Raw genomic sequence first — 25868 nt, 5'->3', positions numbered from 1 at the left:
GGCCGTATAAGGAATCAGAATTCAAGTTCAATCTGACTCTCCTCATGAAAAAGATACTGCTTCTGGCCGCTGCCGTAACTTTCACGGCAACCGCCTCTTTCGCTCAAGGCGACAAGACTACCGTACGCGACAACGCTACTGGCGCAAAAACCACCGTTACCGAGCGTGACAACGGCACCGTAAAAGTAGAATCCCGCTCGGGCCGCACCGAAGCCGGTCAAAAGGCTTACAACACCAAGCAGGATGTGAAATACGCCGGCAAGAAAACCGGTAACGCCATTGAGCGTGGTGCCAAGAAAACCGGCTACGCCGTGAAAAAAGGCGCTAAAACCGTAAAAAACAAAGCTGAAGACGTAGTCGATTAGTCGGTAGTCTTCAATAATAAAAAGCCCCGCCAACAATGTTGGCGGGGCTTTTTATTGTGTTTCCAGTCAAGCTATGGGGGTTTACTGTCCTACAATGAACACAGCGTTTCCGAACAATAGCTTACCGCCCTGCCAGAAAGCCCGGAACAGCGGATTGTCGCCGAGATACACAACCTGGCCCCGGCCCATGTCCTGCGTACCCAGCACAAAGCTGTCCGTGAGGGCGCGCTGGGCCTTCCGGCCGGCAAAACCGGCAGCATAACTGTCTTTTTTCAGCACGCCCACATTCCAGCCCCCCTTGGGCAGAAAGCGGTAATTAGGCACGTCGCGAAGCAGCGCGTAGTAGGTGTCGCCGTAGCCGAAGGCCAGTGGGTGGGTATTATCCAACTGCACGCGGTACACGCTCCCCTGCACCCGCTCTCCTATTTCCTCACGCTCGGCATCGGCGTAGCGGCGCAGGGCGGTGTAAGGGCTGGCTTTGCGGCCGGTGGCAGCGGAGTCGGCCGGCTTGGTTTTCAGCAGAAAATCCTTGCTACCCGATAAGAACCGGGCTGCGCCTTCCAGCGCAATCAGCCGGCCGCCGCCGCGCACCCAGGTTTTTACGCTTTCCAAGCCGCGTTCCGTCAGCACATCATCGTAGCGGCCATCGGGCAGGATGAGCACATCGAATCTGCTGAGCGGCACACTGTTGAAATAGTCGGTACCCAGCACGGTAACGGGGTAGCCTACCTGCTGCTCAAAGAAATGCCATACCTCACCGAAGGCAGTGGCATCTACCCCGGGGCCGGCCAGAATAGCTACGTTGGGCATTTTCAGGGGCCGCACGGTGCGGGAGCCCAGGTCGCCACCGGTGGTGGAGAGGCCCGACTGCACCGCCTGCACCAGCACGCCGGCTGAATCGGCCTGGGCATGCACCAGCTGATCGAAGCGGGCCCCAAGCCGCTCGTTGCCGGTGCGCGGAATGATGAGCGTGCCACGCTGGTATTTCTGCCCTTCCGTTTCAAACGGCTCGTCGGCTACGCGCATCTTTACCCCCTGCTGCATCAACCGGCTCAGGAAACGAACGTCCTGCAGATTGTTCCAGCGGGCCAGATATGCGTAGGGAGCATTGCCAGTGGCCGGCTGCGAACCGGTAACTGCGGATGCAGGCAGTGGCGCAGGCTTACCACCCTTCTCTATCACTGTAGCCGCCGGCAACCGGGAGCTGACAACCAACAACTGATTTTTCAGCGCGTAGCCTTTCAGCCCGAAGGCATAGGGCAACGACCACGCCGTGAGGTCATAGGTCAGGGAATCTTCCAGCTGCGCCTGGGGCTCGAACAGCACTTTCACCAACGTCGATTTGGGTTGATACATGCTGACAACCACGTCACTCGGCTCAATCTGCACGTTTTCGGTTTTGCCCGTGATGTAATTGTAGCCCTGCTGACGGCTGCGCTTGGCGGCAAAGCCGTAGCTGATCTGCTGCCGGTCGAGGTATTGTGTGAGGGCGCGCACCTGGCCGGGGTCGGAGGAGCCGGCCAGTACGTAGGACTTGTACTCGCCGCGCGGTCTGGTACGGGCATCGGTGTAGAATTTCTGGAATTCCCGCACCAGTTCTTCATGCCGCTCGGCGGCGGCCTGCATAGTAGCCAGGCTGGTGGCGTGGTGGTGCTCAATGCGCTGCGCCAGGGTGAGCGTATCGCCATCGGCTTTCACGTAGCTCAGCCCCGCCGGACTGCCCCCACCCTGCTCGTACGTCATGCCAATGGCGCCGTTGAAGCTGGGCCAGGTGTCGCCGTAGAAAGGCGCAAACAGGTCGTAGGTTTCGCGGGTAAAATAGAGCCAGCTGTTGCGGTCAAACACCCGGCGGTTATAGTCGCCGATGATGTTCTGAAACTTGCGCTGCCATTCTGTAAGGTCAGCGTGAAACGGTTTGGCAGCCGGGGAAAAGTAATAGGGGTTGTTGGGGCCCATTTCGTGAAAATCGGCGTGTACCTGGGGCAGCCATTGGTTGTACACGGCAATGCGCTGGCGGCTTTCCTGCTGGGTTTGCCAGGCCCAGTCCCGGTTGAGGTCGAAATAATAGTGGTTGTAGCGCCCGCCGGGCCAGGGCTCATGGTGTTCCCAGCTGAGGGGCGAGGCATTGGGCCGCTGATTGGCCACCCGGTTGTACCACTGCGCGTACCGGTCACGGCCGTCGGGGTTTACGCAGGGGTCTACAATTACCACCAGGTCCTGCAGCCACTGCTGCACCTGCTGGTTTTGCGGGTTGGCCAGGTCGTAGAGCACCTGCATCACCGCCTCCGATGATACTGCTTCGTTGCCGTGTACGTTGTAGCTCAGCCATACCACGGCGGGCTGCCGGGTAGCGGCCGAACCAGTTTCCAGACCGGCCAGTCGCAGATTATTGCGGCGAATATCCTCCAGGTGGGCCATGTTTTCGGGCGTGGCCACGTACACCAGCTCCAGCGGGCGGTTCTCGTAAGTACGGCCGTAGCGCTGCTGCTGCATCCGGCCGGGGCTGTGCTGTACCACGTGCTCCACGTAGCGCAGCAGCTCCGCGTGGGGCGTAAAATGAGTGCCCAGCTCATACCCCAGAAACTGCGCCGGCGTGAGCAGCGGCCCAGTCGGCACGGGAGAGGACTGGGCAAAAGTGCACGGAGCCCAAAGCAACAGCAAAAACAGCCAGGCGGTACGAAGGCGGGTAGATAGCACGAGGGGTAGTAATTGGCCCGGTACAGGGGCAGTACAAGAATTTTCAACCAAAGAAAGTGGAAAAGCCGGCCCTCAGAAACAGACGGCGGCAAATACTCCATAACCGTGTAATTTCCCGCCCTAACTATTTTCTCTTTCCTACCCTACGTCATCCCCCAATGTCCCACCTCTCACTTCGCGCAGCCCTGCTGGCCGGCCTGCTCACGGCAGCCGTTTCCGGGCACGCGCAAACGCCCGTTTCGTATCCTGTTCCATCGGCCGCCGATAAAGCGCAGCTTGCCCAAGTGCTGGCTGATACGCTCTATATTCAGCAACACTATACCAAAACGGAATACCAGATTCCGATGCGCGACGGGGTGAAGCTCTACACCGTGGTGTATGCCCCCAATGACGCCGACAAGGTGAAATACCCCATCATGCTCAACCGCACGCCCTATGCCGTGGGGCCGTACGGCAAGGGTAAGTATAAGTACAGCCTGGGACCCAGCAGCACCATGCTGCACGAGGGCTACATCTTTGCCTACCAGGATGTGCGGGGCCGCTACATGTCGGAAGGACAGTTTGTGGATGTGCGGCCCGAGAAGGATACCCACCAGGGCAAAACCGACATCGACGAGGGCACCGATACCTTCGATACCATTGAGTGGCTGCTGAAGAAGGGGCCCAAAAACAACGGCCGCGTGGGCCAGTGGGGCATCAGCTACCCCGGCTATTACACGGCTACCGGCCTGCTCAGCCGTCACCCGGCCCTGAAGGCCGCTTCGCCCCAGGCCCCTATTGCCGACTGGTTCTGGGACGATTTCCACCACAACGGCGCGTTTTTTCTGCCGCACGCCTTCAACTTTCTGGCTTCCTTTGGCCTGCCCCGCCCGCAGCCTACGCCTACTGGCAACCCCGGCTTCAAGCACGGCACCCCGGACGGTTACGACTTCTTTATGAAGATGGGACCGTTGAAAAATGCCGATGCGAAGTATTACAAGGGCCAGGTAGCCTTCTGGAACCAGATGACGCAGCATCCCAACTACGACGAGTTCTGGCAGGCCCGCGACCTGCGCCCGCACCTCAAAAACCTCAACAAAGGCACGGCCGTGCTGACAGTAGGCGGTTTCAACGATGCCGAGGACTTGTTTGGGGCGCTGAAAACCTATGAAACCATCGAAAAACAGAACCCCGGAATGCGCAACGGCCTGGTGATGGGCCCGTGGGTACATGGCGGCTGGGCGCGGGGCACTGGTGAAGTAGTAGGTAACGTGGCCTATGGCGAGTCGCCGTCGTTGTACTACCAAAAGGAAATTGAAGCGCCTTTCTTCAAATCCTACCTGAAAGATGGCAAGCCCGCCGCCGTACCCGAAGCTACCGTGTTTGAGGGCGGGACTAACCGCTGGCGCACCTTTGATGCCTGGCCGCCGAAGGATGCGAAAGAGCGTACGATGTTCTTTCTGCCAAACGGCACCATTGGATTTGAGCAGCCTGCCAGTGGTCCGGAATTCGACCAGTTTCTGAGTGACCCGGCCCACCCCGTACCATTCACGGAGGCCACTGCCGTGGGCATGACCCGCGAGTACATGACCGACGACCAGCGTTTCGCCTCCCGTCGGCCCGATGTGCTGACTTACCAGACGCCTGTACTCACGGAGGACCTCACGCTGGCGGGCCCCATTGATGCCCTGCTACAAGTGGCTACCACCGGCACCGACGCCGACTGGGTTGTCAAGATTATTGATGTATACCCCGACGACACCCCCAACAACCCCAGTCTGAACCCGGCCGTGAAGCTGGGCGGCTACCAGCAGATGGTGCGCTCGGAGGTGATGCGCGGGCGGTTCCGCAACAGCTTCAGCAAGCCGGAAGCGTTTGTACCGGGGCAGGTAACGGCCGTGCCGTTTGTAGTACAGGACCTGTGCCACACCTTCCGCAAGGGCCACCGCCTGATGGTGCAGGTGCAAAGCAGCTGGTTTCCGCTCGTGGACCGCAACCCCCAGACCTTCGTGCCCAACATCTTCGAGGCCGACGAAAAGGATTTTCAGGCTGCTACGCACCGCCTCTACCACTCGCCCCAGCATGCCTCCCAGCTGAAAGTGCGCGTGCTGTAGACGAACAAAATAGAAAAGAGGCTGACTACTCATCTTGCCGGACTCCGCCAGCAATCAGGATGAATAGTCAGCCTCTTTTTTTGTGGTGTTGCCTTTACAGTCGGGCCACGTTGTTGTAATCCAGCTCAGCGGGCTTTTCGTGAAGGTCGTATTTAACTTTTTCCACTACTCCCCGGCCAAACAGGCTGATTCCGGCATTAAATACCACTAAGGCAGCGGTACCGGCAGCCACCCACTCTTTGGTGGAGTGGCCGTTACGCTTTTTATCGGCTGCCCACTGTACCAGGCAAGTACCTAGCCCAATCACTAGTAATCCAGTTGGGGCGAACACCAGCCATTTTTCCTTGTGCGTCATGGTTTGGGGGGGAGAGAGTGATGGGTAAGTAACAGCAATGCGTGTCAACGGTTTTTATCCGGCAGCGTCATCTTACACAATCGTACCTTTGTACTGTGGGGTTACAGAAGGCCCCAATTATATTTTGCCGACAGCATCTGCGTTGGCTTTTTGGTGCTTCATATGCTTTTCCCTCCTTATCAGCGGCTGTTGCAGCTGGCTTTTCCCCAACCGGCCGACGCCGCCCGCTACCTTCACCCCACTACCACTGCGGCATACAAGGTGTTTGAGCAGGCCGACCCCAACGATATTACCTACCGCTTCGAGCGGGTGCGCCTGGGAGTAGCCTTGGCCCTGATGAAGCTCCTCTCCGACCTCGGTGACCTAGAGGAAGGCCGGGCCGTGCTGGACGTACTGCACCGGGCCCTCAAAGCGCCGTCCGTGGGGGCTATTGATGCGACTATCCAGAAGGACGCCGCCACGTTTGAACGTCTCTATGCCGATTTGTACGTGAATGAGGAGGGCGAGCAGCTGTTACACCTCTTCGAGCGCACTCTGGACGCTGACTCACAGCCCCTCATGGACGACGTAATCCGTGAAGCGCTGCGACTGGCCCCCACGCTGGATTTCACGCATCTCACAGAAGATGACGACGAGGAATAATCCGCACTGAATTGGGACGGCGCTGTTGCGGCCAGCCCGGCAGATGGTGCTGCTACAGGGCCGGTTGGTTTCAGACAACCCCACTCCCTACCTTTACCTCAACTTGCCGACCATTTTCCGGCACTTCACTTTTCGACCTTCCGTATTTAATGCCTGATATCCAGTATATCACCGATGCCGCCGCCGTTTTACAGGTAGCACAGGCACTGCACGAGCAGCCCCGCGTAGCCATTGATCTGGAGTTTGACGATATGCGCCACCGCTACGGGCGTAACCTGGCTCTGATTCAGCTCTTTGATGGCCGCACGGTATACCTGATTGATCCGCTGGCGCTGACCAACCCGGCCCGGGAGTTGGAGCCGCTGTGGAGCATTCTGCGCGACCCCGCCACTGCCAAAGTGTTCCACAGCTGTAAATCGGATATTCTGCTGCTGGATGAGCTTTACGGCGTGCACGTGCGCAACATCATCGACACCAGCGTGCAGTACACGCTGCTGGCCGAGTCCGACAACAACATTTCCCTGGGCCGCCTGATTCAGCAGGAACTGGGCATTGAGGTGGACAAGGGCGAGCAGAAATCAAACTGGCTGAAGCGCCCCCTCACCCAGGCTCAAATGCAGTATGCGGCCAACGACGTGCTGTACCTGTTTGAGCTGGCCGACCGGCTGGAAGCCAAACTGGCGGCTCTGGACCGCACCGCCTGGGCCACCCAGGAAAACGAGGCGCTGGAGGAAGTGCGCTACACCCGCGACGAGCGGCCCTACCTGCGTCTGGCGGGTAAATACCGCATTCAGCCTCAGGAGCTACCCATGTTCCGGGACCTGTTTCTGCTGCGCGACGAAGTGGCCCGCCACATTGACCGGCCGACGTACATGGTAGCCAGCAACGACCGACTGGCCGAGCTGACGCGCCTTCCCGTTACCAGTTCCGGCCACCTGCGCAATGCGCCCGGCCTGCATCCCGAGCTGAAACGCAGCCCTTTTGCTGAGCGACTGGTTAGCCTGGCCAACGAGGACCGCGCCCCTGAGCCGGCTCTCCCGGCGGAGCAGCGCCGCTTTCCGTTCCGCCGCCGGCTCACCGGGGCCAAAGCCGCCCAGGCCGATGCCCGCGAAGCTCTGTTGATGGCACTGAAAACGCATCTGGCCGAAGACCACAGCCCTATCATGGCCAACCTCGTGCTCAGCAACCGCCTCATTTCCGATATCGTGGAGCAGGGCGCGGATCAGTCGTTGCGGCCCTGGCAGCATGCGCTGCTGCTGGAAACTGCCCAGCGCCACAACCTCGACTTTGCCCTGGTTGCCCAGCCTTTCGAGCTGAAGGGATAAGCTTCCCGGAAAGTATTTCAACAACCGCCCGGCGGCCTCCAATGCTACAAGCAGGAGCCGTTGGGCGGTTGTTGGCGCTTAACGGAGCTTCTCGTTTTGCTGGTGCCGGGTGGCGTCGCGCTGCGTTTTCTTGGCTAGGTTGCGCTGCAGGGCCTCCGTGAGGTTCACGCCGGTCTGGTTGGCCAGGCAAATCACCACAAACAGGACATCCGCCAGCTCATCGGCCAGGATTTTGTCCTTGTCGGATTCCTTGAAGGATTGCTCCCCGTATTGCCGCGCAATGATGCGGGCCACTTCGCCTACTTCCTCCGTGAGCATGGCCATGTTGGTCAGCTCGTTGAAATACCGCACGCCAGTGGTCTGAATCCAGTGGTCGACGGTTTGCTGGGCTTCTTCGATGGTCATGGTGACAAAGTTGAATGGATATGGTACACCGGAATTATTCCTGCTTATCCGGTGAGTCAAGCACAATCGTAACAGGGCCGTCGTTGAGGAGTTCTACCTGCATATCGGCACCAAACTCGCCCGTGGCAACCGGCCGCCCCAGCAACTGGCTTACCTGCTGCACAAACTGCTCATAGAGCGGAATGGCTACGGGCGGCGGCGCGGCTCCGATGTAACTGGGCCGGTTGCCTTTGCGGGCATCGGCTAACAGCGTAAACTGGCTCACAACCAGCACTTCACCGCCAATATCCTGTACCGAGCGGTTCATTTTCCCCTGCTCATCCGAGAAAATGCGCATCTGCAGCAGCTTGCGGGCCATCCAGTCGAGGCGGGCCGGGGTATCATCGGGGGCGAAGCCGGCCAGTACCAGCAGTCCGGCACCAATCTGGCCGGTTACCCGGCCTTCTACAGTCACGCGGGCTTCCCGCACCCGCTGTATTACAACACGCATTGAGGCAAAACTTACAGAAGTAGTAGCACTTCGTTGGACAAACCGAGGCGCAAGTACGCTTGTATTGCCCGGAATCGGCAATATTCGGGAGCTAAATACGACGCGGCCGGTTTCTCACGAGAGTTCGGCCGCTTTTCCGATCCTTTCGTTGCCCACCCCTTCTTTCTCTCTTACGGCTCATTCGCAGCGGCTGTGGCTGCTGGCGGCCCTGGCGCTGCTGGTGCCCGTGCGCCTGTACGGGCTTGCTGCCGCTGCCCTGCCCGATTATGACTCGGTGCGCAACTGGCAGATTGTGCAGGAAGTGGCTCAGGGGCAGCTGCAACACCTGTTTCATCATGGCAGCCCGGCGTTTGCGCTGGTGTACGCCCCCGTGGCCTGGCTCACCACTGATTACCGGGTATTCCAGCACCTGAATGCGCTGGTAGCCGTGGTAGCGCTGGGAATACTGGCGGCGTTTGTTACCCGTATTTTCCGGCTGCCTGGCTGGCAGACTACGCTACTGGTGCTGCTCATGGGCACCAGTGTCTTCCTGACTTTCTCGGGGCGTGATTTTACCATGAGCTCCTGGAGTCTGCTGTGCTTTGCCGGACTGCTGCAGGCCTACTACCGACGCCTGCAGCAGCTCGAGCCCCGTACGGTGTACCAGGCCGCCGGCTGGTTGGTGCTGGGGCTCTGCTTCAACTACAAGTTTTTGCTGACGCTGCCCATTCTGGCGGTACTGGAATGGTGGCGGGCCGACGCGCTGCTCCTGCGCGCTGGTATTTGGTGGCGGGTGCTGGCCTTGCTGGCGCTGCCGTATGTGGTAATGGGAGCCGTAGGCGTTGCGGCCGGGCTGCCGTGGTATCTGTGGCCGGCTATCTACTACAAAATTGCCTTTCCGGATGCAGCCAATGCCGCCGGGCGGGCCGCCACCCTCCACCCCGATTTTCTGTACTACCTGCGCTACCTCTGGGATTTTGAATCGGGGCTGGTGTGGGTGGGGCTGCTGGGGCCGCTCTGGCAGCTCCGGCGGGCGCGGCGCGGGCAGATGTTGCCACCGGAGTTGTATCTGGCCGCGTGGGGATGGTGCCTGCTGGCGGGCATGTCGTTGCTGGTAAAAGCGCCGCGTGGGCTGCTGTGGGCGTATGGGCTGTGGTACGCGCTGGCGCTGCTGCAGCTCCGGCGGCTTCCGGCCCCGGTGCTGGCCGGGCTGCTGCTGGCCGCTATTGGCCTGAATCTGCACCGCATTCAGCGCGAAATCTATGCGTATTCGCCTACCCGGTATCCGGAGCTGATCGGCTGGCTGGAAGGTCAGGGCGAGGGGCCGGTTGCCAGTACCGTCGGGCTGGGGTTTGCGCCGTTCTGGAGCCCCACCCATTCCATACAGGCCGTGATGGACGAACAGGAACTGCCGACGCTAAGCCTGCGAGGCTACCGCTATGTGCTGCTGGATGCCTACTGGCGGGTGGCCAACGTCCGGCATTTCCGGCACCTTCAGCAGCAGAAACCGGTGGCGGCCTGGCCGGAGCCGATGCTGACCTGCCCTCTGCTCTTCCTGGAGCACTCGGAATTTACCGGGCTGGGCTACGCCGAAACGCTGCAGCTCCAGCAAGCCGCCGCCCTTGACTCCTTTCAGCTGCGGTTGATGCCGATACCGGAATAATAGACTGGGACTGCGCAAAACGAGAAAAGGCCCCACCGAAGCAGGGCCTTTTTATATATCATACACACGCGCCGTTTACTGCGGACGAGCCGTGGTTGGCAGCGTGTTAGGGTCCACAAACGGAATATTTGCCTGGTACCGGGCGTTGATAACCTTGATGAAGGTATTGGCCAGCAAGGCATTGCCGCGCGGCGTGAGCGAATACAGATCCAGCGAGTAGAAATTACCGCGCACCGGCTCCGACGAATATTCCACCCCATTCACCGAAATCCGGCGGTTGATCTGCGTGAACAACTCGTCGTCCAAGTTCACGGTGGGTAGCTTGTACACGGTTTTCGCCAGGCGGTCCAGCTCCGTATTCAGGGCTATGAGCGGCGAGTTTACGCGGCTGAATTCAAAGTAATCCAGCACGTCGCGGCGCACCAAAGGGTTGCGCTTGCTCAGGCCGTAGCGGGCCGTTACGGTAGTGCCGTTGGGAAGCGTTACCTGCTCCGCCGCACCCAGCCGGGCCAGACCAGCCGGCAGGATAAAGTCGCCGGCATCAATGGCCCGTACCACGTTGGCCGGGGCAGAGCGCACATAGATGGAGTCGGGGCTGTTGCCCTGCGTGAGGGTTCCCCGGATACCGTCCTTGCCACCCAAACGCAGCACCGGCAGGTTCTGAAGGGTAGGCAGCAGCGCAATAACGCCCTGGCGCCCATTGGTTGTGAGGCGGTCGAGCACCTTTTTGGCGTTGGTGTTCAACGTAGTTGCATTAGGAAACGTGCCGCACTCGCCGCCACTCAGCACGTAGGGCAGCGCATCGCCCAGGCCCATGAAGAAGGTGAAGAACGTCGCCGAAGCCGACGCATCGGTCACGGCCTGCAGGTAGGTGCGGTTATCGTTGGCGGGCAGCAGCCGCTCGAAGTACGGATTGAAAGAGCCCGAACGGCCCTGGTTAGCTGTATTGCCCAGACCCACTACTTCTATCTGGGTAAGACCAATACCGGGCACGCCCAGGTTCTGGCTCAGCGGCGACGAGGCCGCCTGTGCGTACAGAAACGTCGTATCGGCACCACCGCAGGCTGCAGGGTTGGCAATGAAGCTGCCACGCACGGCCCGGCCACGCGTTACGCGGCTAGTTTGCGGCAGGCCCCGGTCATCAATGCCGCGCAGCGTGAGGTAGCCGGTGCCGGTACCGGCCGGCAGCAGGCCCTGCGTAAAGCGGCCCTCCGGGTTGATGCGCAGCAGCTGCTGAGCAATCAGGGTCGGGTAAGCATACTGCTGGCTGGTGGCCGTCAGGCCACCGTCGCTGATACCGGCCGTGTAGCCGTCACCAACGGCCAAGTACTGGGCTACATCCAGCGTACCGGCATTAGGAGTGGGCTCCGACTGGTCCGGCGTGCAGCTGGTGAGCACTGCCCCCAGCGCCAGCGGTAGCGTGGCAAAGCGAAGTATCTGACGGGAAATCACGCCCGAAGAACGAAGAGAAAAGCGTTGCATGAGAAAAGGCAGGAGCAATTAGTTCTTGGAGCCAAACGAGTAGGAAACCCCGGCCGACAGCGTGTGCACCAGGGTGCGGTACGTACCCGCAATGTTGGGGGCCTGGTACTGCGTGCGGTTTACCCGGGCAGTGCGTTTACCTGTCACATCCAGGCCGTAGCCCAGGTTCAGCATCACGCGGTTCAGGCGCAGGCTGGTCCCTAGGGAACCACCCAGTCGGTTACCGTCGGGCAGCTCCGGCGAGATAAACTCGTCCCGGATGGGGGTTTCATCGTAGCTCACGCCGGCCCGCAGCAGCAGGTCCTTCGATACGGTGTACTCGCCGCCCACCCGGAACGACATCGCATCCTCGTAGCGACGACCAACGCGCACCTGAGGGCCGCTGTCGGTTTTGAAGTTGATGGAGTCGTTGCTGCTCCAGCCGGTAAGGGCGAAGTCGAAGGTTACCAGCAGCTGCTTCGTCATCTGATCGGCCAGACCTACGGCCAGTGCCGAAGGCATTTTCAGGCGGGTCATGAAGCCGGAGCTGGCCGGATAGCGGCTGGCATCCAGCGCCGGAATATTGGTGTATTCCGCTTTGCCGTTATTCATTTTCAACGCCACGGGCCCACGGTAGCTGATACCAAACGACAGGTCGTCGCCGGTGCGGCCGTAAATACCCACATTGTATCCCAGTCCGCTGCCGCTGGCTTCGTAGCGGGCCGTAGCGCCCAGATCGTCGTACTGGCCCAGGCCCCGCTCCCGCTTCATCTTGCCATACGCGTAGATGAACCCAGCTCCTACGCTGAAGTTCTCGCTGACTTTGAATGCTGCTGTGGGCTGCACATATACTGTATTAAGGCTGGCGGAGCGCACAATGCTGCTGCCTTCCCACTGGCCAGGCCACTTGGTATCGTAGCCAAACGGAGTATTGATACTGAGACCCACCTTAAACCGGTCGGAAACAGGATGGGATGCGTAGAAATATCCGCCGGGCTGAATGGTAAAATCCTGCACCGTCTGCCGGCGCGAATCAGCCCCCAGAAACGAGGTATTGCGGGCCGTACCCAGTCCGCCGAAGCTCAGGTGCGTAAGCGAATCCAAATGCCCCAGAATGCCGGGATTATAAAAAATGGCCGACGCGTCGCGGGCATAAGCCGTAGCGGCACCGCCCAGGCCTACCAGCCGGGCGCTTTGCGGGCCGTTCTGGAACCCGCCCGCCAGGGCGGCACTGGAAAGAAACAAAAAACCAACGGGGAGGAAACGTCGCGTCATGCAGGCAGTTTTTCGGATAATAGGCTGCAAAGGTAGCTGGAATTCAGCTGACTGATAAGGGAAAGAAGAACGATTTATAGGCACTGTTCCTGGTTGCTACGCTCCGCCAAACACGCAATGCACCGGACGCTCTCACCGCTTAATGCCCAAGCTGTCGAGCCGTTGCTGGTATCGGCGGGCGTTCTGCTTGTGCTCGGCGTAGGTGGCCGCGAAATCGGAGAAGCCGCTGCCGTCGGGGCGGGCGCAGAAGAACACGTAATCGTGCCGGGCGGGTTTGAGCACCGCATCCAGGCTCTGGCGGTTGGCGGAGGTGATGGGACCGGGCGGCAGGCCTTTGTGCTTATATGTATTGTAGGGCGAGTCCACCAGCTTGTCCTTGTTGAGCACGCGCTTCACCCCAAAGTTACCAATGGCCCAGAGCAGCGTGGGGTCGGCCTGAAGGCGCATACCCCGACGCAGGCGGTTGAGGTAGGCTCCGGCAATGAGGGGCTTGTCGGTTTTCTGGGCGGTTTCGCGCTGCACAATGCTTGCCAGCACGTGCACCTCAGTGGGGCTGAGCTGCAACGAATCGGCGCGGCGGCGACGCTCGGCCGTCCAGAAGCGGCGGTGGGTGGCGGCGGCGGAGTCGAGAAACTGCCGGGCCGAGGTGTTCCAGAGCAGGTGATAAGGTCCGGGCAGGAACATAGTCAGGATGGTGGTGGTATCGAGCTGGTAGCGGCGCTGCAGATCAGCATTATTCTGCAGCAGCCGACGCAGGCTCACCGAGTCGGTTTCGAGCTGACGGGCTACCTGCCGGGCCAGCTGGGGCTTGTACTTGAAGGCATCGAGGGTGAAGGCCACCGTATCCTGCTCGCCCCGGCGCAGCATTTCCACCAGCGCCCGGTTGCCCATTCCCGGCCGCAGCAAGTACCGCCCCGGCCGCACCTGGGCCGGGTAATCCTGCCAACGGGCCACCCGGTCGAACATGGCCTCATCGTGCAGTAGCTCGTACTTACGCAGGGAGTCCAGCACCGCCCCGTAGCCGGTGCCCGTGCGGATGTACAGGTACGCCGGCCCAAACGCCGAGTACCGCACATTGGGTTTCCAGAGCACGTACCACGCCCCGCCCAGCCCCGCCAGCACGGCCACGCTCAGGGTCAGCAGGAAAATCAGCCAGAATTTACGCAAATGGTCAGTTGATTATACTGTCATCCTGAGCGGAGCGAAGGACCTTACCACGTTGTAACTAATCTGTTTAGACGTGAGAAGGTCCTTCGCTCCGCTCAGGATGACAGCTGTTCACTTTTCAGGACAACCCCAATTCTGCCTTACTGATTCACCAGCGCGGCTACGGCGGCTTCTAGCTCCTGCTGGCGCTGGCGGCGCTCCACTTCCACGGGGGCGGCGGCGCGCACTTCGCAGTTGGGGATGGTGCACCGCTCGCAGGTTTCGTTTACTTCCTTCAGCACAATGGCCGGGTCGTCGAGGAAGCGGACTTTCTGGCGCAGGTTGTCGTCGCAGAGCAGGCCCACGGTGACGCTCACGGCGGGCTCGGTGGCCGAGCCGGCGCGGGCCAGCGTGAGGCACAGGTACTCGTCGCCGTTGGGGTACAGGGAGCGTTGGGCACCCAGCGTGTAGTTGGGCGCGTGGCTGGCGGGCTGCTGACGCAGCTCGGCAATCAGGCGCAGGGAAATCCAGCGGCGGCAGTAGTGCTCGTGCAGCTCGTTGCCGTGGGGGTTGTGCAGGCGCGAGAGATGCAACTCCTTGGTGAGCTTGTAGGCCGCCGACGAATTGGCCTGGTCGAAGCGAAGGAAGAACAGGCTCTGGATGCCGAAGTGCCGGGGCAGCAGGTTGGTGATGCGCTGCATGAACATCTCCGGCGACACGGCATACTTCGTGAGCAGATCCAGCAGCAAGGCTGGCTCCCACTTCTTGGCGTTGAAGAACCGGGTGATGTCGCGCACCAGCGCGTCTTCTTCCATCAACAGGGCCCCGGCAAAGTAGCTGGCCTTGAAGTTATTCAGCACTTCCTCGAAGGAGCGCACCGGAAACGAGGCATTCACGTAGGGCCGCTCCTTCAGGCCCACGTAGTTAAAGGCCACCTCCCGGCCCAGCACGAAGCCCTCCTGGGCCCCGCTCAGGCCTTGGCGCAGCAGCAGGCGGCGCTGCTTGGGCTGAAACACGGAGCGCAGCCGGCCCAGGTGCACGTACTCGTCCAGCCCGGTCCGGTCGATGGTGTAGCCGTACTTCTGCACCAACACCCGCTCCAGCTGGGTGCGGTCGAAGGGTGCGGCGGCCTGCAGCTTGTGCTCCACCAGGAAAGTGCGCACATCCTGCTCCAGCTCCTCGAAGTAGTTGTCGTGCATCTCCTGGAAGGAGCGCAGCGCGGCCAGGAAGAAGTTTTCCTGGCGCATCTCGTAGTTGCGGGCAATTTCGAAGAGCGTGCTGATAAAGGCGTTCATCTTGGCCGGCGCGTCGGCAATCAGCTCCACGATGCGCAGCGGGTCCAGCCCGAACATATCCAGCGGAAACTCCTTCAGCAAATCCGACTGCAGCAGCTCGGAAATGGGCTCCAGGCGGCGGCTCAGCGTGAGGGAGGTGAGCTGGTCGTAGGTGACGCCCAGCACCTTGCTCAGGCTCAGAATCTTGTCGGCCTTGGGATACTTCTTGCCTTTCTCAATCTCGTTGAGGTACGACACCGATACGTCGCAGGCGCGGGCCAGCTCGGCGGGCGTGAAGCCGCGCTCCTGGCGCAGCTCGCGCAGCTTCAGGCCAAAAATTAACCGGACAACCTGGCCGTGACTCAGCATGGATAATGAGTGGTAATGTACAAGAAGGGCAAAAAGGAGTGGGCTGACCGCCGGAAGCGTGCTGTATTTGCACGCCCGGCGCTACTGGCCGCAATACTTCGCAAATCTACGCCTTTGGGGCCGTTCTGAAAAATTAGCGAATTTTCGCTTGTTTGATAAAATTCGCTTTCGTACGTTTGAAGTGTTCACCCGGAACGCCTTTCCTATCTGCCACTTACCTAACCGCCTTGCTTATGTCGCCCTTTGCCGAACCGCAGACGCTGGTGCCCTCGCCCACTTTTCTCACCCCCGAGCGGGTGAAGGTGCTGGGCAGCTTCTCGCCCGAGTATGCCGAAATCCTGACGCCCTCGGCCCTGGCCTTCGTGGCCGAGTTGCACCGCCGCTTCGACGCCACCCGCCGGGCGCTGCTGCAGCGGCGCGAGGAGCGGCAGCGTGAGTTTGAGGCTGGTCAGCTGCCCGACTTTCTGCCCGAGACCCGCCTCATCCGCGAAAAGCCCTGGACGGTGGCCCCCCTGCCCGCCGATTTGCTGGACCGCCGCGTGGAAATTACCGGGCCGGTGGAGCGCAAAATGATTATCAACGCCCTGAACTCGGGGGCCAAGGTGTTTATGGCTGACCTGGAGGATTCCAACTCTCCCACCTGGGCCAACGTGGTGGAGGGCCAGCGCAACCTGCGCGACGCCGTGCGGCGCACCATCTCGCTGAGCACGCCCACCAAGGAGTACCGCCTCAACGAGCAAACCGCCGTGCTGATGGTGCGCCCCCGGGGCTGGCATCTGCTGGAAAAGCACGTGCTGGTAGACGGGGAGCCCATCAGCGCCTCGCTGTTCGACTTCGGGCTGTATTACTTCCACAACGCCCACGAGCTGTGCGCCCGGGGCACGGCCCCCTACTTCTACCTGCCCAAGATTGAAAGCCACCTCGAAGCCCGCCTCTGGAACGACGTGTTCGGGTTTGCGCAGTGGTCGTTGAAGCAGCCCAAGTGCACCATCAAGGCCACCGTGCTGATTGAGACGCTGCCGGCCGCTTTCGAGCTGAACGAGATTCTGTGGGAGCTGCGCGAGCACTCGGCCGGCCTGAACTGCGGGCGGTGGGACTATATTTTCAGCTACATCAAGCGGCTGGGCCTGAACCCCGAGTTCCGGCTGCCCAACCGTGCCGAGGTAACCATGACGGTGCCGTTCATGGCCGCCTACTCGCAGCTGGTTATCCAGACCTGCCACCGCCGGGGCGTGCACGCCATGGGCGGCATGGCCGCCCAGATTCCCATCAAAAACGACCCCGAAGCCAACGAAACGGCCCTGGAGAAAGTCCGCCAGGACAAAATCCGGGAGGCCCGCAACGGCCACGATGGTACCTGGGTGGCCCATCCCGGCCTGGTGCCGGTAGCCCTGGACGTGTTCAATGAGCTGATGCCCCAACCCAACCAGCTGGACAACAAGCGCGACGACGTGCACGTGACGGCCCAGGACCTGGTGCGTGCCCCCGCGGGCTCCATCACCGAAGCCGGCCTGCGCCTGAACATCGACGTGGCGGTGCAGTATTTGGAATCGTGGCTGCGGGGCAACGGCTGCGTACCCATCTACAACCTGATGGAGGACGCCGCCACCGCCGAAATCAGCCGGGCCCAGGTGTGGCAGTGGCTGCACACGCCCGGCACCACCCTCGACAACGGCCGCCCCGTAACCGTGGAGCTGTACCGCAGCCTGGTGCCGCCCGTGCTGGAGCACATCCGCCAGCAGGTAGGCCCCGCCCACTACGACGCCGGCCGCTACCTGGAAGCCGCCCGCCTGTTCGACCAGCTAGTGATGAGCGAGAAGTTCATCGAATTTCTGACCGTACCGGCTTACGAGCAGCTGACGTAACTGTCATTCCGAGCAGAGCGAGGAATCTGGGTTACTGCTTCAACAGATTACTCCAGATTCCTCGCTCTGCTCGGAATGACAACTTGAGGCATTGTCTCCCTTCTATTTTCCGATTTAAAAAAACCGCTTAGCCAGCCGGCCGGGCCGCGCTTTGCCTTCACTTTCCTTATTTTCTCTAACCCCTTACCCGTATGAACAAGCAGGAACAGATTGCCGCATTGCAACAGGATTGGGCCACGAATCCGCGCTGGCGGGGTATTGAGCGGCCGTATTCGGCCGAGGACGTGCTGAAGCTGCGCGGCTCGGTGCAGATTGAGTACACGCTGGCCCGCCGCGGGGCCGAGCGGCTGTGGCAGCAGCTGCATACGGAGGAGTACGTGGCCGGACTAGGGGCCCTCACCGGCAACCAGGCCATTCAGGAAGTGCAGGCCGGACTGAAGGCTATTTACCTGAGCGGCTGGCAGGTGGCTGCCGATGCCAACGGGGCCGGCCACATGTACCCCGACCAAAGCCTCTACCCCGCCGACTCGGTACCCAGCGTGGTGCGCCGCATCAACAACGCCCTGCTCCGCGCCGACCAGATTCAGAGCGTATCCGGTGAGGGCGCGGTGCATTGGCTGGTACCCATCGTGGCCGATGCCGAGGCCGGGTTTGGGGGCAATCTGAATGCCTTTGAGCTGATGAAGATGATGATTGAGGCCGGGGCCGCCGGAGTGCATTTCGAGGACCAGCTGTCGTCGGCCAAGAAGTGCGGCCACCTGGGCGGCAAGGTGCTGGTGCCCACCCAGGAGGCCATCAACAAGCTGGTAGCCGCCCGCCTCGCCGCCGACGTGCTGGGCGTGCCCACGCTGGTAGTAGCCCGCACCGATGCCGACGCCGCCGACCTGCTCACCTCCGACGTGGACCCGCGCGACCAACCCTTCGTGCTGCAGGAAGCCGAGCGGACCTCGGAGGGCTTTTTCCGGGTGCGCTGCGGCGTGGAGGCTGGCATTGCCCGCGGCTTGGCCTATGCCCCCTACGCCGACCTCATCTGGATGGAAACCTCCCACCCCGACCTGGAGCAGGCCCGCCAGTTTGCCGAAGGCATCCACGCGCAGTTCCCCGGCAAGCTGCTGGCCTACAACTGCTCGCCCTCGTTCAACTGGGCCGCCAAGCTGAGCCCGCAGGAAATGAGCACCTTCCGGGAGGAGCTGGCCGCTATGGGCTACAAATTCCAGTTCATCACCCTGGCCGGCTTCCACGCCCTCAACACCAGCATGTTTGAGCTGGCTACGGCCTACCGGGAGCGGGGCATGGCCGGCTACTCCGAGCTGCAGCAGCGCGAGTTTGCCCTCCAGCAGCACGGTTTCCGGGCCGTGAAGCACCAGGCCTTCGTGGGCACCGGCTACTTCGATGCAGTGCAGAACGTGGTAACCAGTGGCCTCAGCAGCACCGCCGCCCTGGTCGGCAGCACCGAGGAAGCCCAGTTTAACCACTGATTACACGGATTTCTCGACGGATTACGCGGATTTTTTGGACGATTGTAGCACACGCTTTAGCTTGTGCCGGGCCCGGGTACCGTGGATGATTGTGGCACATGCTTTAGTTTGTGCAGTGCACCGAATTCTGCTCAGAAATTGGGCTATCAACAAAAAAGGCTTGCCACACGGCGAGCCTTTTTCGTTGTCCTCTATAGTTAGAGGACGATTCACGGCACAAGCTAAAGCTTATGCCACATTATCTGCTGAATGCGGTAATTAGGCCGTGATGCGGCCGTTTTTGAACACGGGTACCAGGTCGTACTCGTCCTGTCGGATGCAGAACTCCATGTCTTTGTGGGCTTCGAGGCTGTTGAGGCGGCGCACGTGGGCCGATTGGAGCAGGTAGCCGGCCAGGTCGGGCGCGGCGGCGCGCCACAGGTCGAGAGCGGCCAGGGTGGCGTCGGAGCCGGTAGTGTCGAAATCGGCTTGCAGGCGGGCGGCCAGGGCCCCGCCGAACAGGGTGTCTTCGAGGCAGAACTTGCCTTTCCAGCCGGCGCACACCACTACCACGTCTTTGTTCAGGCGACGCAGGTGGTCGGCCACGGCCCCGAGGTTCAGGAACGCACCCACCACAATTTCATCGGCGGCGGCGGAGAGGTGTAGCGCCCGGGTGCCGTTGGTGGTGGTAATAGCCACGGCCCGGCCCCGCACGGGCACCACGCCATCGAGGTAGCCGAAGGGCGAGTTACCCAGGTCCACGCCCTCGGCCTGGCGGCCGTCCCGCTCGGCGGCGGTGAGGTAGCCGGCCGCGGTCTGGGCCCGGCACGCCTCCAGCTCACTGAACGGCACCAGATGCGTGACGCCCTGAGCCAGCGCCGTGACGATGCTGCTGGTGGCCCGCAGCACGTCTACCACCACCGCCACCTTGCCGCGCAGGTCGTAGAGCGGCAGCAGTTCGGGCGAGAAGCACACGTCGAGCGTGGGGAGTTGATTGGTCATCGGAGAAAGTTAAAAAACGTCATGCTGAGCGAAGGCGCAGCTGTAGCCGAAGCATCTCTACTGAGGGTAATCCAAGGAATTAGCCAGAGGTAGAGATGCTTCGACTGCGGCTGCGCCTTCGCTCAGCATGACGAGTAATAGATTCGTTTATGCCTCCTCGGTGCCGGGCACGAAGGGGAGCTTGGTGACGGTGGCGGGCAGGTTCTTACCGCGCACCTGCACGAAAATCTGGCTGCCGGGCTTGCTCAGCTCGGTTTTCACGTAGCCCAGGCCCACGCCCTTGCTCAGGCTCGGCGACTGGGTGCCGCTGGTTACTTCGCCAATTACTTCGCCAGCCTCGTTCACCAGCGGGTAATGGCTGCGCGGGATACCGGGGCCGTCCATCAGGAAGCCTACCAGCTTGCGCTCCACGCCGGCTTCCTTCTGGGCCTTCAGGCTTTCGGAGTTGGTGAAGTCTTTGGTAAACTTGGTAATCCAGCCCAGGCCGGCTTCCAGGGGCGAGGTGGTGTCGGTGATGTCATTGCCGTAGAGGCAGTAGCCCATTTCCAGGCGCAGCGTGTCGCGGGCGCCCAGGCCGATGGGCTTGAGGCCGTAGGGCCGGCCGGCTTCCATCACGGCATCCCACACCTGCTTGGCGTACTGGTTGGGCACGTACAGCTCGAAACCGCCCGCGCCGGTGTAGCCGGTGGCCGAAATGATTACGTCGGGCGCGCCGGCGAAAGTACCCTGCACGACGGAGTAGTACGAAATGCTGCTCAGGTCGGCGTCGGTGAGGCTCTGGAGGGCAGCTGTGGCTTTGGGGCCCTGCACCGCGAACAGGCTCATTTCATCCGAAATGTTCTGCATATCGGCACCCTGGGTGTTGAACTGCTGAATCCAGGCCCAGTCCTTGTCGATGTTGGAGGCGTTTACCACCAGCAGGTAGTCTTCCTCGGCCAGCATGTACACCAGCAGGTCATCTACAATGCCGCCTTGCTGGTTGGGCAGACAGCTGTACTGGGCTTTGCCGGGGGTGAGCTTGCTGGCGTCGTTGCTGGTGACGCGCTGAATCAGGTCGAGGGCCTGGGGGCCGCGCACCCGGAACTCGCCCATGTGCGACACGTCGAACATACCCACGGCCCGGCGCACGGTGTGGTGCTCTTCCAGGTCGGAGGAGTAGCGCACGGGCATGTTGTAGCCCGCGAAGGGCACCATTTTGGCACCCAGCTGCTGGTGCACATCATTGAGCGGAACGGTTTTGAGCGACTCGGACATGGGGTGGAGTGGAAATTGGGAGGTGAATAGCCCGGGGCGTTTGAGTGCCCCGGATTAGCCGGGCGAAAGTAGCCAATAATGCCCGGCCGGCCGCCCTGAATTCTGGTTATCTTTGCTGTCACTGCTCTGTTTGCGCCCGAGTTGGCATAGTTGCCGCTCTGCCGTTTTTGCACGAGCAACCGTATATTCCATCGTATGTCTGATGAACTGAAACAGGAGTTTGATGCCGCTCGCATCAAGCACCTGCATTTTAAATCCAAACTCCGCTCCTTCCTCTACGGCAGCAATACTGCCGAGGCCCCCATCCGTGACCCCCAGCAGTGCTCGTTTGGCCACTGGATTTCCGGCTTTCTACTTCCCCAATACGGGCATCTGCCCGAGAGCCGACAGCTCGACAATCTCCATGACAAAATTCATCAGGAAGCCAACCGGCTCATGGATATGGCGCAACAGGGCCAGCGGGAGGAAGCCATTGCCAGACTCGCGGAAATTAATCGCCTGGCCGACCAGATTGCGCTGCTGCTGCGTACCATAGAAGCCACGGTGCGTAGTAGCACCTAATTGCCCTTGTTCCGCCGCCGTTTCCGCATGAAATTTAAGCTCTCCACCAAATTATTCGCGGGCTTTTTGGTTATCTCCATGCTGTTTGCGGCGGTAGTGGCCATCAACTACCAAATGTCGAGGGCCGTGCTGCGCAACTCCCAGCGCGTGGAACGCTCCCAGCGCATCACGGGCGAGGCCACTACCCTTATGCGCAACATCATCGACATGGAAACCGGCTTCCGGGGCTACCTGCTCATCGGCAACGAGGTGGTGCTGGATCCTTACTATGAAGGGGAGCGGAACCTGCTGGGCAGGTTTGCCCAGTTGCGCAACGAGCTGACGCTGGGCACGCCACAGTATGAACGCATGGTACGGGCCCAGTACCTGTTTCAGCAGTGGGCCGCCTACTCGCATTTGCTCATTGGCGAAAAACGCGAAGCCCTGCGGCGCAACCCCGCTCAGACGGGTATTGAGGGGCTGGAGCACCGCAACCTCACCACCGACCTGACCGGCAAAATCCTGATGGACCAGATTCGGGTGCTGTTTGCCGTATTTGATCAGGAAGAGGCTGATATCCGCGTGAAGCAGCGTGTAAAGCTGCAGCAGAGCATCCGGGAAACGCGCATTCTATCGGTGAGTATTACTCTGGCGACTATTTTTCTGGGACTGCTCTACGCTGGCTACATGGTACGCCTGTTCTCCCGGCGCATCAGCGGTATGATTGAGCAGGCCCAGCGCATTGCCGGCGGCGACTACTCCACCCAGGCCCGCGACACGGCTGACGACGAACTGACGACCCTCACGGAGTCGCTGAACGTGATGACGGATACCATCAACACCAATATCCGGCAGCTGGAGCGGCGCAATCAGGAGCTGGATCAGTTTGCATACGTGGTTTCTCACGACCTGAAAGCTCCGCTGCGGGGCATTGAAACGGCTTCGCGCTGGATTGAGGAAGATATGGGCCAGGGCCTGCCCGAGCACATCCGGGAGTTTCTGCTGCTGATGCGCACCCGGGTGAGCCGCATGGAAAACCTGATTACCGGTATTCTGGACCTAGCCCGCGTGGGCCGCACTCCGCAGGCCGATGAAGCCGTGTTTGTGCGGCAGTTACTGCGCGAAATTATTGACTCGCTGGAGCTGCCGGCGGGTTTTGCGGTGGAACTGCCATTTTATCTACCCACCCTACACACCAACCGCGTGCAGCTGCAGCAGGTGTTCACCAACCTCATCAGCAATGCCGTGAAGTACCACCATCACCCGGAAAGTGGTGTGGTGCGCATCGGCTGCGTGGAAGGCCCCCGGTTTTACACCTTTTCGGTGGCAGACAACGGACCGGGTATTGCGCCTGAATACCACGAGCGGATTTTCGTGATATTCCAGACCCTCACAGAGCGCGACACCCTGGAGAGTACCGGAGTAGGCTTGGCCATCGTAAAGAAAATTGTGGAGCGCCAGGGCGGAGCCATTCACGTTGAATCCGCTGAGGGACAAGGCGCTACTTTCATCTTCACTTGGCCCAAAGAGCCGAACCGCCGCACCGAGGAAAAAGCAAATAAATCACTCTTCCCCACCCGAGTGCGTTAATTGCCGTATACACCTTTGCCGCTGGCGGCCTTTATTTTGCGTACTTCTTTATGAACTCTGAAGCGGACCAACCGAGCATCCTGCTGGTCGAGGATGACCAGATGGATATCATGAACGTGCAGCGGGAGCTGCGCAAGCATAATGTAACGGTACCCTTGCATGTGGCCCGCAACGGCCGCGAAGCCCTGAACATGCTGCGCGGCGAAGGTGGGCAGGAGCGTATTCCGAAGCCGAACGTGGTAATGCTTGACCTGAATATGCCCCGCATGAATGGTCTGGAGCTACTCGAAATTCTCCGCTCCGACCCCGATTTCGTGGGCCTAAATGTGTTTATCACCACCACCTCCGACCTGGAAACCGACCGGCTGAAAGCTCAGGACCTAGCTGTAAGCGGATATATTATCAAACCGCTGAGCTTTGAAAGCTTTGGCGAAGGCGGCACTTCCGTCGATGGCTTCAGTCTGTTTCTGGATCTGCTGAGACTGAAGGAGTAGCCGCCTGTAGCAAAAGGGAGCCCCCGACGCCGTTCCGGTTGCAAAACCATTGGACGGTATCGGGGGCTCCCTTTTTCTTTTTATTCGATGTGACTACAGCAGTCGAAAACCCATGCGGTGATGTACAGTTGGGCCAAATTCCCGGATGGCGGCGCGGTGCCGGGCGGTGGGGTAGCCCGCATTCTGCTCCCAGCCATAGTGGGGGTACTGGGCGGCCAGTTCCGTCATTCGCTCGTCGCGAAAGGTTTTGGCTAGCACGGAGGCTGCCGCAATATTGCGGTACAGCCCGTCGCCCCCGATAATGCAGGTGTGCGGCAATGTGGCATGTGCCCGGAACCGGTTGCCATCTACCAGCAGGTGGGTAGGCACTACGGCCAGTTGGGCTACGGCCCGGTGCATCGCCAGGTAGCTTGCCTGCGCAATATTGATGCTGGCAATTTCCTCAGGTGAGGCTTCGGCCACGGCCCAGGCCACCGCCTCCTGGCAGATTTCCTCCCGCATTAGCTCGCGCCGTCGGGCCGTCATCTGCTTGGAGTCATTGAGGTAGTGGGGCGCAAAATCGGGCGGCAGAATAACGGCGGCGGCAAACACCGGCCCGGCCAGGCAGCCCCGTCCGGCTTCGTCCAGGCCGGCTTCCAGCGGCTCACCGGTATGTGAATCACGTAACATAAGCGCAAAAATACGCGTGCGGGGCCGGCGGCCACGCCTGGAGCAGCAAAAAGCCTCTGCGACGGCCGTAGCGCCCGCAGAGGCTTTTCGAGTTTATATAATCAGGGGCTATGCACAGGGCACAGCGGCTAGGCTAGTGACGGCCGGCAGTAGAGCCGGTTTCAGGGGCAGCGGACTCGCCCCGCCGGAAGCCCTGCTTATCGCGGGGTCCTTCGTCAAGGTCTGCGTCCTCATCCGTAGTGATGTATTCGTTGGAAGTGGGGCCCAGGCCGCCGGTGTTTTGAATCAGCGCCGATTCAGCTTCGGCATGTTTCAGGTTGAACAACGGGTCGCCGGGTTGTGATTGCGCGTTCTGGTTCTTGGGTTGATTGGCCATACAACAGGAGAGCAACAGCCGGAATGTGAACGACTGGCAATAGAATGGTACGCACCTGTTTTGCTCAGGGTTGAGGTAGCCTGCTTACAGGATTCGGGCCTGCGCCGCCCGGCCGGCTCCACTACCCTGACAGAAAATAAAAAAGCCGCTGCCCGAGGCAGCGGCCTTTTCCGTCGCATTGGCCGGCAAAATTTCATTCATCCACCCTACTCCTTTTGCCGGAAGCCAACACTACGCGGTAAGAGCCTTCCTTTCCATAAACCCTACGCGCGCTGAATAATTAGTAAGTCAAAGGTATAGGATTGCGGAAGCTTCCCCTGTTTTATTTGATCAATGCTTTACCATACCCGGCCAACGGTGCATTCCGCCCGGCGAGAGAGAAAACACTGGTGACGGAGTGGCTGAGCGGCGTACCTTTGGCTTCTGTTTACGCTACATCCTTTCCGTATATGACTAGCTCTTCCTCTCCCGAAATCGACGAGAACCACAACCCCTGGCAGGTGCACGGCACCGAGCTGAAATACCAAAACCCCTGGATTCGGGTGCGCGAAGACCAGATTACCAACCCGGCCGGCAACCCCGGCATCTACGGGGTGGTGTCAATGAAAAACAAAGCCCTGGGAATTATTCCGGTGGATGCTGATGGCAACACCTGGCTGGTGGGTCAGTACCGCTACACCCTCAGTGAGTACAGCTGGGAAATTCCGATGGGAGGCGGCCCCGTAGAGCTGGATATTCTGGCCTCAGCGCAGCGGGAGCTGAAAGAGGAAACTGGTCTGCTGGCCGGACGCTGGACTAACATCATGCGCCTGCACACCTCCAACTCCGTGACCGACGAGGAAGGCTTCGTGTTCCTGGCGCAGGATCTGGAGCAGGGTGAGGTGGAGCCGGAAGAAACCGAAGACCTGCGCCTCTGGAAGCTTCCATTGCAGCAGGCCGTGCAATTGGTGATGGACGGTCGAATTACGGATGCCATCAGCATAGCCGGTTTGCTGAAAGCGGCCCGCCTGCTGGGTATATAAGCTCATCGGGAGGAAGTACAGCCGGTTCATACGTTGTTCACGCAGTAGCGCGGTTATTGG

At 60.5% G+C, this 25868-nt stretch carries 23 protein-coding genes; 11 read left to right on the top strand and 12 right to left on the bottom strand.

Annotated elements, in window-relative coordinates; all coding sequences use genetic code 11:
* The first annotated feature begins 44 nt into the window (after positions 1-44).
* Positions 45-365 (top strand): hypothetical protein, encoded by a 321-nt coding sequence (locus tag EI291_RS13970; RefSeq protein ID WP_125420978.1) that lies wholly within the window; start codon positions 45-47, stop codon positions 363-365.
* 81 nt (positions 366-446) lie between these two features.
* Here the strand turns inward: EI291_RS13970 and EI291_RS13965 are convergent, their stop codons facing one another.
* Positions 447-2981 (bottom strand): M14 family metallopeptidase, encoded by a 2535-nt coding sequence (locus EI291_RS13965; protein ID WP_240635552.1) that lies wholly within the window; start codon positions 2979-2981, stop codon positions 447-449.
* Positions 2982-3220: 239 nt separating this feature from the next.
* Between EI291_RS13965 and EI291_RS13960 the strand changes: the two genes are divergently transcribed.
* The gene (locus EI291_RS13960) at positions 3221-5155 is read left to right on the top strand and encodes a CocE/NonD family hydrolase (RefSeq protein WP_125420972.1); all 1935 of its coding nucleotides are present in this window, start codon (positions 3221-3223) and stop codon (positions 5153-5155) included.
* Between the two features lie 94 nt (positions 5156-5249).
* Here EI291_RS13960 and EI291_RS13955 read toward each other — a convergent pair whose 3' ends face one another.
* Positions 5250-5510, bottom strand: a complete 261-nt coding sequence (locus tag EI291_RS13955) for a hypothetical protein (RefSeq protein ID WP_125420969.1) — start codon at positions 5508-5510, stop codon at positions 5250-5252.
* A gap of 162 nt (positions 5511-5672) precedes the next feature.
* On the opposite strand from EI291_RS13955, the gene EI291_RS13950 reads away from it, so the two are divergent.
* A complete protein-coding gene (locus EI291_RS13950; RefSeq protein WP_125420966.1) occupies positions 5673-6152 on the top strand; it encodes a hypothetical protein in 480 nt (159 codons plus the stop codon).
* 149 nt (positions 6153-6301) lie between these two features.
* On the top strand, positions 6302-7477 hold the full coding sequence (locus tag EI291_RS13945; protein ID WP_125420963.1) for a ribonuclease D: 1176 nt from the start codon (positions 6302-6304) through the stop codon (positions 7475-7477).
* A 78-nt stretch (positions 7478-7555) separates the two neighbouring features.
* Here EI291_RS13945 and EI291_RS13940 read toward each other — a convergent pair whose 3' ends face one another.
* Both EI291_RS13940 and dtd read right to left on the bottom strand, forming a co-directional pair.
* A complete protein-coding gene (locus tag EI291_RS13940) occupies positions 7556-7882 on the bottom strand; it encodes a nucleotide pyrophosphohydrolase (protein WP_125420960.1) in 327 nt (108 codons plus the stop codon).
* A 34-nt stretch (positions 7883-7916) separates the two neighbouring features.
* A complete protein-coding gene (dtd, locus tag EI291_RS13935) occupies positions 7917-8372 on the bottom strand; it encodes a D-aminoacyl-tRNA deacylase (RefSeq protein ID WP_125420957.1) in 456 nt (151 codons plus the stop codon).
* Positions 8373-8520: 148 nt separating this feature from the next.
* On the opposite strand from dtd, the gene EI291_RS13930 reads away from it, so the two are divergent.
* Complete coding sequence (locus EI291_RS13930; RefSeq protein ID WP_125420955.1) at positions 8521-10014, top strand: hypothetical protein; 1494 nt, start codon at positions 8521-8523, stop codon at positions 10012-10014.
* 75 nt (positions 10015-10089) lie between these two features.
* Here the strand turns inward: EI291_RS13930 and EI291_RS13925 are convergent, their stop codons facing one another.
* The 4 genes from EI291_RS13925 to EI291_RS13910 all read right to left on the bottom strand — a co-directional run bounded on the left by EI291_RS13925 (position 10090) and on the right by EI291_RS13910 (position 15539).
* A complete protein-coding gene (locus tag EI291_RS13925; RefSeq protein WP_125420952.1) occupies positions 10090-11496 on the bottom strand; it encodes a hypothetical protein in 1407 nt (468 codons plus the stop codon).
* A gap of 18 nt (positions 11497-11514) precedes the next feature.
* The gene (locus EI291_RS13920) at positions 11515-12750 is read right to left on the bottom strand and encodes an OmpP1/FadL family transporter (RefSeq protein ID WP_125420949.1); all 1236 of its coding nucleotides are present in this window, start codon (positions 12748-12750) and stop codon (positions 11515-11517) included.
* A 132-nt stretch (positions 12751-12882) separates the two neighbouring features.
* Positions 12883-13917 (bottom strand): endolytic transglycosylase MltG, encoded by a 1035-nt coding sequence (gene mltG, locus EI291_RS13915; protein WP_125420946.1) that lies wholly within the window; start codon positions 13915-13917, stop codon positions 12883-12885.
* Positions 13918-14057: 140 nt separating this feature from the next.
* Positions 14058-15539 carry a helix-turn-helix domain-containing protein gene (locus tag EI291_RS13910; protein ID WP_125420943.1) on the bottom strand — a complete coding sequence of 494 codons (1482 nt, stop codon included), beginning with the start codon at positions 15537-15539 and terminating at the stop codon, positions 14058-14060.
* Between the two features lie 233 nt (positions 15540-15772).
* Between EI291_RS13910 and aceB the strand changes: the two genes are divergently transcribed.
* Positions 15773-17404 (top strand): malate synthase A, encoded by a 1632-nt coding sequence (gene aceB / locus EI291_RS13905; protein WP_125420940.1) that lies wholly within the window; start codon positions 15773-15775, stop codon positions 17402-17404.
* A 191-nt stretch (positions 17405-17595) separates the two neighbouring features.
* Positions 17596-18882 (top strand): isocitrate lyase, encoded by a 1287-nt coding sequence (gene aceA, locus EI291_RS13900; RefSeq protein WP_125420937.1) that lies wholly within the window; start codon positions 17596-17598, stop codon positions 18880-18882.
* Positions 18883-19140: 258 nt separating this feature from the next.
* On the opposite strand, the gene EI291_RS13895 is transcribed toward aceA, so the two are convergent.
* Both EI291_RS13895 and gcvT read right to left on the bottom strand, forming a co-directional pair.
* Positions 19141-19863 (bottom strand): 2-phosphosulfolactate phosphatase, encoded by a 723-nt coding sequence (locus EI291_RS13895; RefSeq protein WP_125420934.1) that lies wholly within the window; start codon positions 19861-19863, stop codon positions 19141-19143.
* Between the two features lie 147 nt (positions 19864-20010).
* On the bottom strand, positions 20011-21117 hold the full coding sequence (gcvT, locus tag EI291_RS13890; RefSeq protein ID WP_125420931.1) for a glycine cleavage system aminomethyltransferase GcvT: 1107 nt from the start codon (positions 21115-21117) through the stop codon (positions 20011-20013).
* 195 nt (positions 21118-21312) lie between these two features.
* Here gcvT and EI291_RS13885 point away from each other — a divergent pair, with 195 nt between their 5' ends.
* Genes EI291_RS13885 through EI291_RS13875 form a run of 3 tightly spaced genes read left to right on the top strand, consistent with a single transcriptional unit; the run spans position 21313 to position 23741 of the window.
* Entirely contained in the window at positions 21313-21678 is a 366-nt protein-coding gene (locus EI291_RS13885; protein ID WP_125420928.1) for a CZB domain-containing protein, read from the top strand.
* Positions 21679-21705: 27 nt separating this feature from the next.
* A complete protein-coding gene (locus EI291_RS13880; RefSeq protein WP_125420925.1) occupies positions 21706-23247 on the top strand; it encodes a sensor histidine kinase in 1542 nt (513 codons plus the stop codon).
* A gap of 50 nt (positions 23248-23297) precedes the next feature.
* The gene (locus EI291_RS13875; RefSeq protein WP_125420922.1) at positions 23298-23741 is read left to right on the top strand and encodes a response regulator; all 444 of its coding nucleotides are present in this window, start codon (positions 23298-23300) and stop codon (positions 23739-23741) included.
* Between the two features lie 93 nt (positions 23742-23834).
* Here EI291_RS13875 and EI291_RS13870 read toward each other — a convergent pair whose 3' ends face one another.
* Both EI291_RS13870 and EI291_RS13865 read right to left on the bottom strand, forming a co-directional pair.
* Positions 23835-24410: a ribonuclease HII gene (locus tag EI291_RS13870; RefSeq protein WP_125420919.1), complete on the bottom strand. Its 576-nt coding sequence runs from the start codon at positions 24408-24410 to the stop codon at positions 23835-23837.
* 133 nt (positions 24411-24543) lie between these two features.
* Entirely contained in the window at positions 24544-24786 is a 243-nt protein-coding gene (locus EI291_RS13865; protein WP_125420916.1) for a hypothetical protein, read from the bottom strand.
* A gap of 449 nt (positions 24787-25235) precedes the next feature.
* On the opposite strand from EI291_RS13865, the gene EI291_RS13860 reads away from it, so the two are divergent.
* Positions 25236-25808, top strand: a complete 573-nt coding sequence (locus tag EI291_RS13860) for an NUDIX domain-containing protein (protein WP_205701603.1) — start codon at positions 25236-25238, stop codon at positions 25806-25808.
* Positions 25809-25868: the final 60 nt, after the last annotated feature.

The organism is Hymenobacter rigui, assembly GCF_003944715.1.
In the GTDB taxonomy this organism is placed as follows: Bacteria; Bacteroidota; Bacteroidia; order Cytophagales; family Hymenobacteraceae; genus Hymenobacter; species Hymenobacter rigui.
Note: the sequence above shows the minus strand (reverse complement) of the source record. Positions and strands in the feature narration are given on the sequence as shown.

Coding starts and splice junctions, on each gene's coding strand:
- EI291_RS13970 (WP_125420978.1), top strand. CDS start 45: ATGAAAAAGATACTGCTTCTGGCCGCTGCCGTAACTTTCACGGCAACC.
- EI291_RS13960 (WP_125420972.1), top strand. CDS start 3,221: ATGTCCCACCTCTCACTTCGCGCAGCCCTGCTGGCCGGCCTGCTCACG.
- EI291_RS13955 (WP_125420969.1), bottom strand. CDS start 5,510: ATGACGCACAAGGAAAAATGGCTGGTGTTCGCCCCAACTGGATTACTA.
- EI291_RS13950 (WP_125420966.1), top strand. CDS start 5,673: ATGCTTTTCCCTCCTTATCAGCGGCTGTTGCAGCTGGCTTTTCCCCAA.
- EI291_RS13945 (WP_125420963.1), top strand. CDS start 6,302: ATGCCTGATATCCAGTATATCACCGATGCCGCCGCCGTTTTACAGGTA.
- EI291_RS13940 (WP_125420960.1), bottom strand. CDS start 7,882: ATGACCATCGAAGAAGCCCAGCAAACCGTCGACCACTGGATTCAGACC.
- dtd (WP_125420957.1), bottom strand. CDS start 8,372: ATGCGTGTTGTAATACAGCGGGTGCGGGAAGCCCGCGTGACTGTAGAA.
- EI291_RS13925 (WP_125420952.1), bottom strand. CDS start 11,496: ATGCAACGCTTTTCTCTTCGTTCTTCGGGCGTGATTTCCCGTCAGATA.
- EI291_RS13920 (WP_125420949.1), bottom strand. CDS start 12,750: ATGACGCGACGTTTCCTCCCCGTTGGTTTTTTGTTTCTTTCCAGTGCC.
- EI291_RS13910 (WP_125420943.1), bottom strand. CDS start 15,539: ATGCTGAGTCACGGCCAGGTTGTCCGGTTAATTTTTGGCCTGAAGCTG.
- aceB (WP_125420940.1), top strand. CDS start 15,773: ATGTCGCCCTTTGCCGAACCGCAGACGCTGGTGCCCTCGCCCACTTTT.
- aceA (WP_125420937.1), top strand. CDS start 17,596: ATGAACAAGCAGGAACAGATTGCCGCATTGCAACAGGATTGGGCCACG.
- EI291_RS13895 (WP_125420934.1), bottom strand. CDS start 19,863: ATGACCAATCAACTCCCCACGCTCGACGTGTGCTTCTCGCCCGAACTG.
- gcvT (WP_125420931.1), bottom strand. CDS start 21,117: ATGTCCGAGTCGCTCAAAACCGTTCCGCTCAATGATGTGCACCAGCAG.
- EI291_RS13885 (WP_125420928.1), top strand. CDS start 21,313: ATGTCTGATGAACTGAAACAGGAGTTTGATGCCGCTCGCATCAAGCAC.
- EI291_RS13880 (WP_125420925.1), top strand. CDS start 21,706: ATGAAATTTAAGCTCTCCACCAAATTATTCGCGGGCTTTTTGGTTATC.
- EI291_RS13875 (WP_125420922.1), top strand. CDS start 23,298: ATGAACTCTGAAGCGGACCAACCGAGCATCCTGCTGGTCGAGGATGAC.
- EI291_RS13870 (WP_125420919.1), bottom strand. CDS start 24,410: ATGTTACGTGATTCACATACCGGTGAGCCGCTGGAAGCCGGCCTGGAC.
- EI291_RS13865 (WP_125420916.1), bottom strand. CDS start 24,786: ATGGCCAATCAACCCAAGAACCAGAACGCGCAATCACAACCCGGCGAC.
- EI291_RS13860 (WP_205701603.1), top strand. CDS start 25,236: ATGACTAGCTCTTCCTCTCCCGAAATCGACGAGAACCACAACCCCTGG.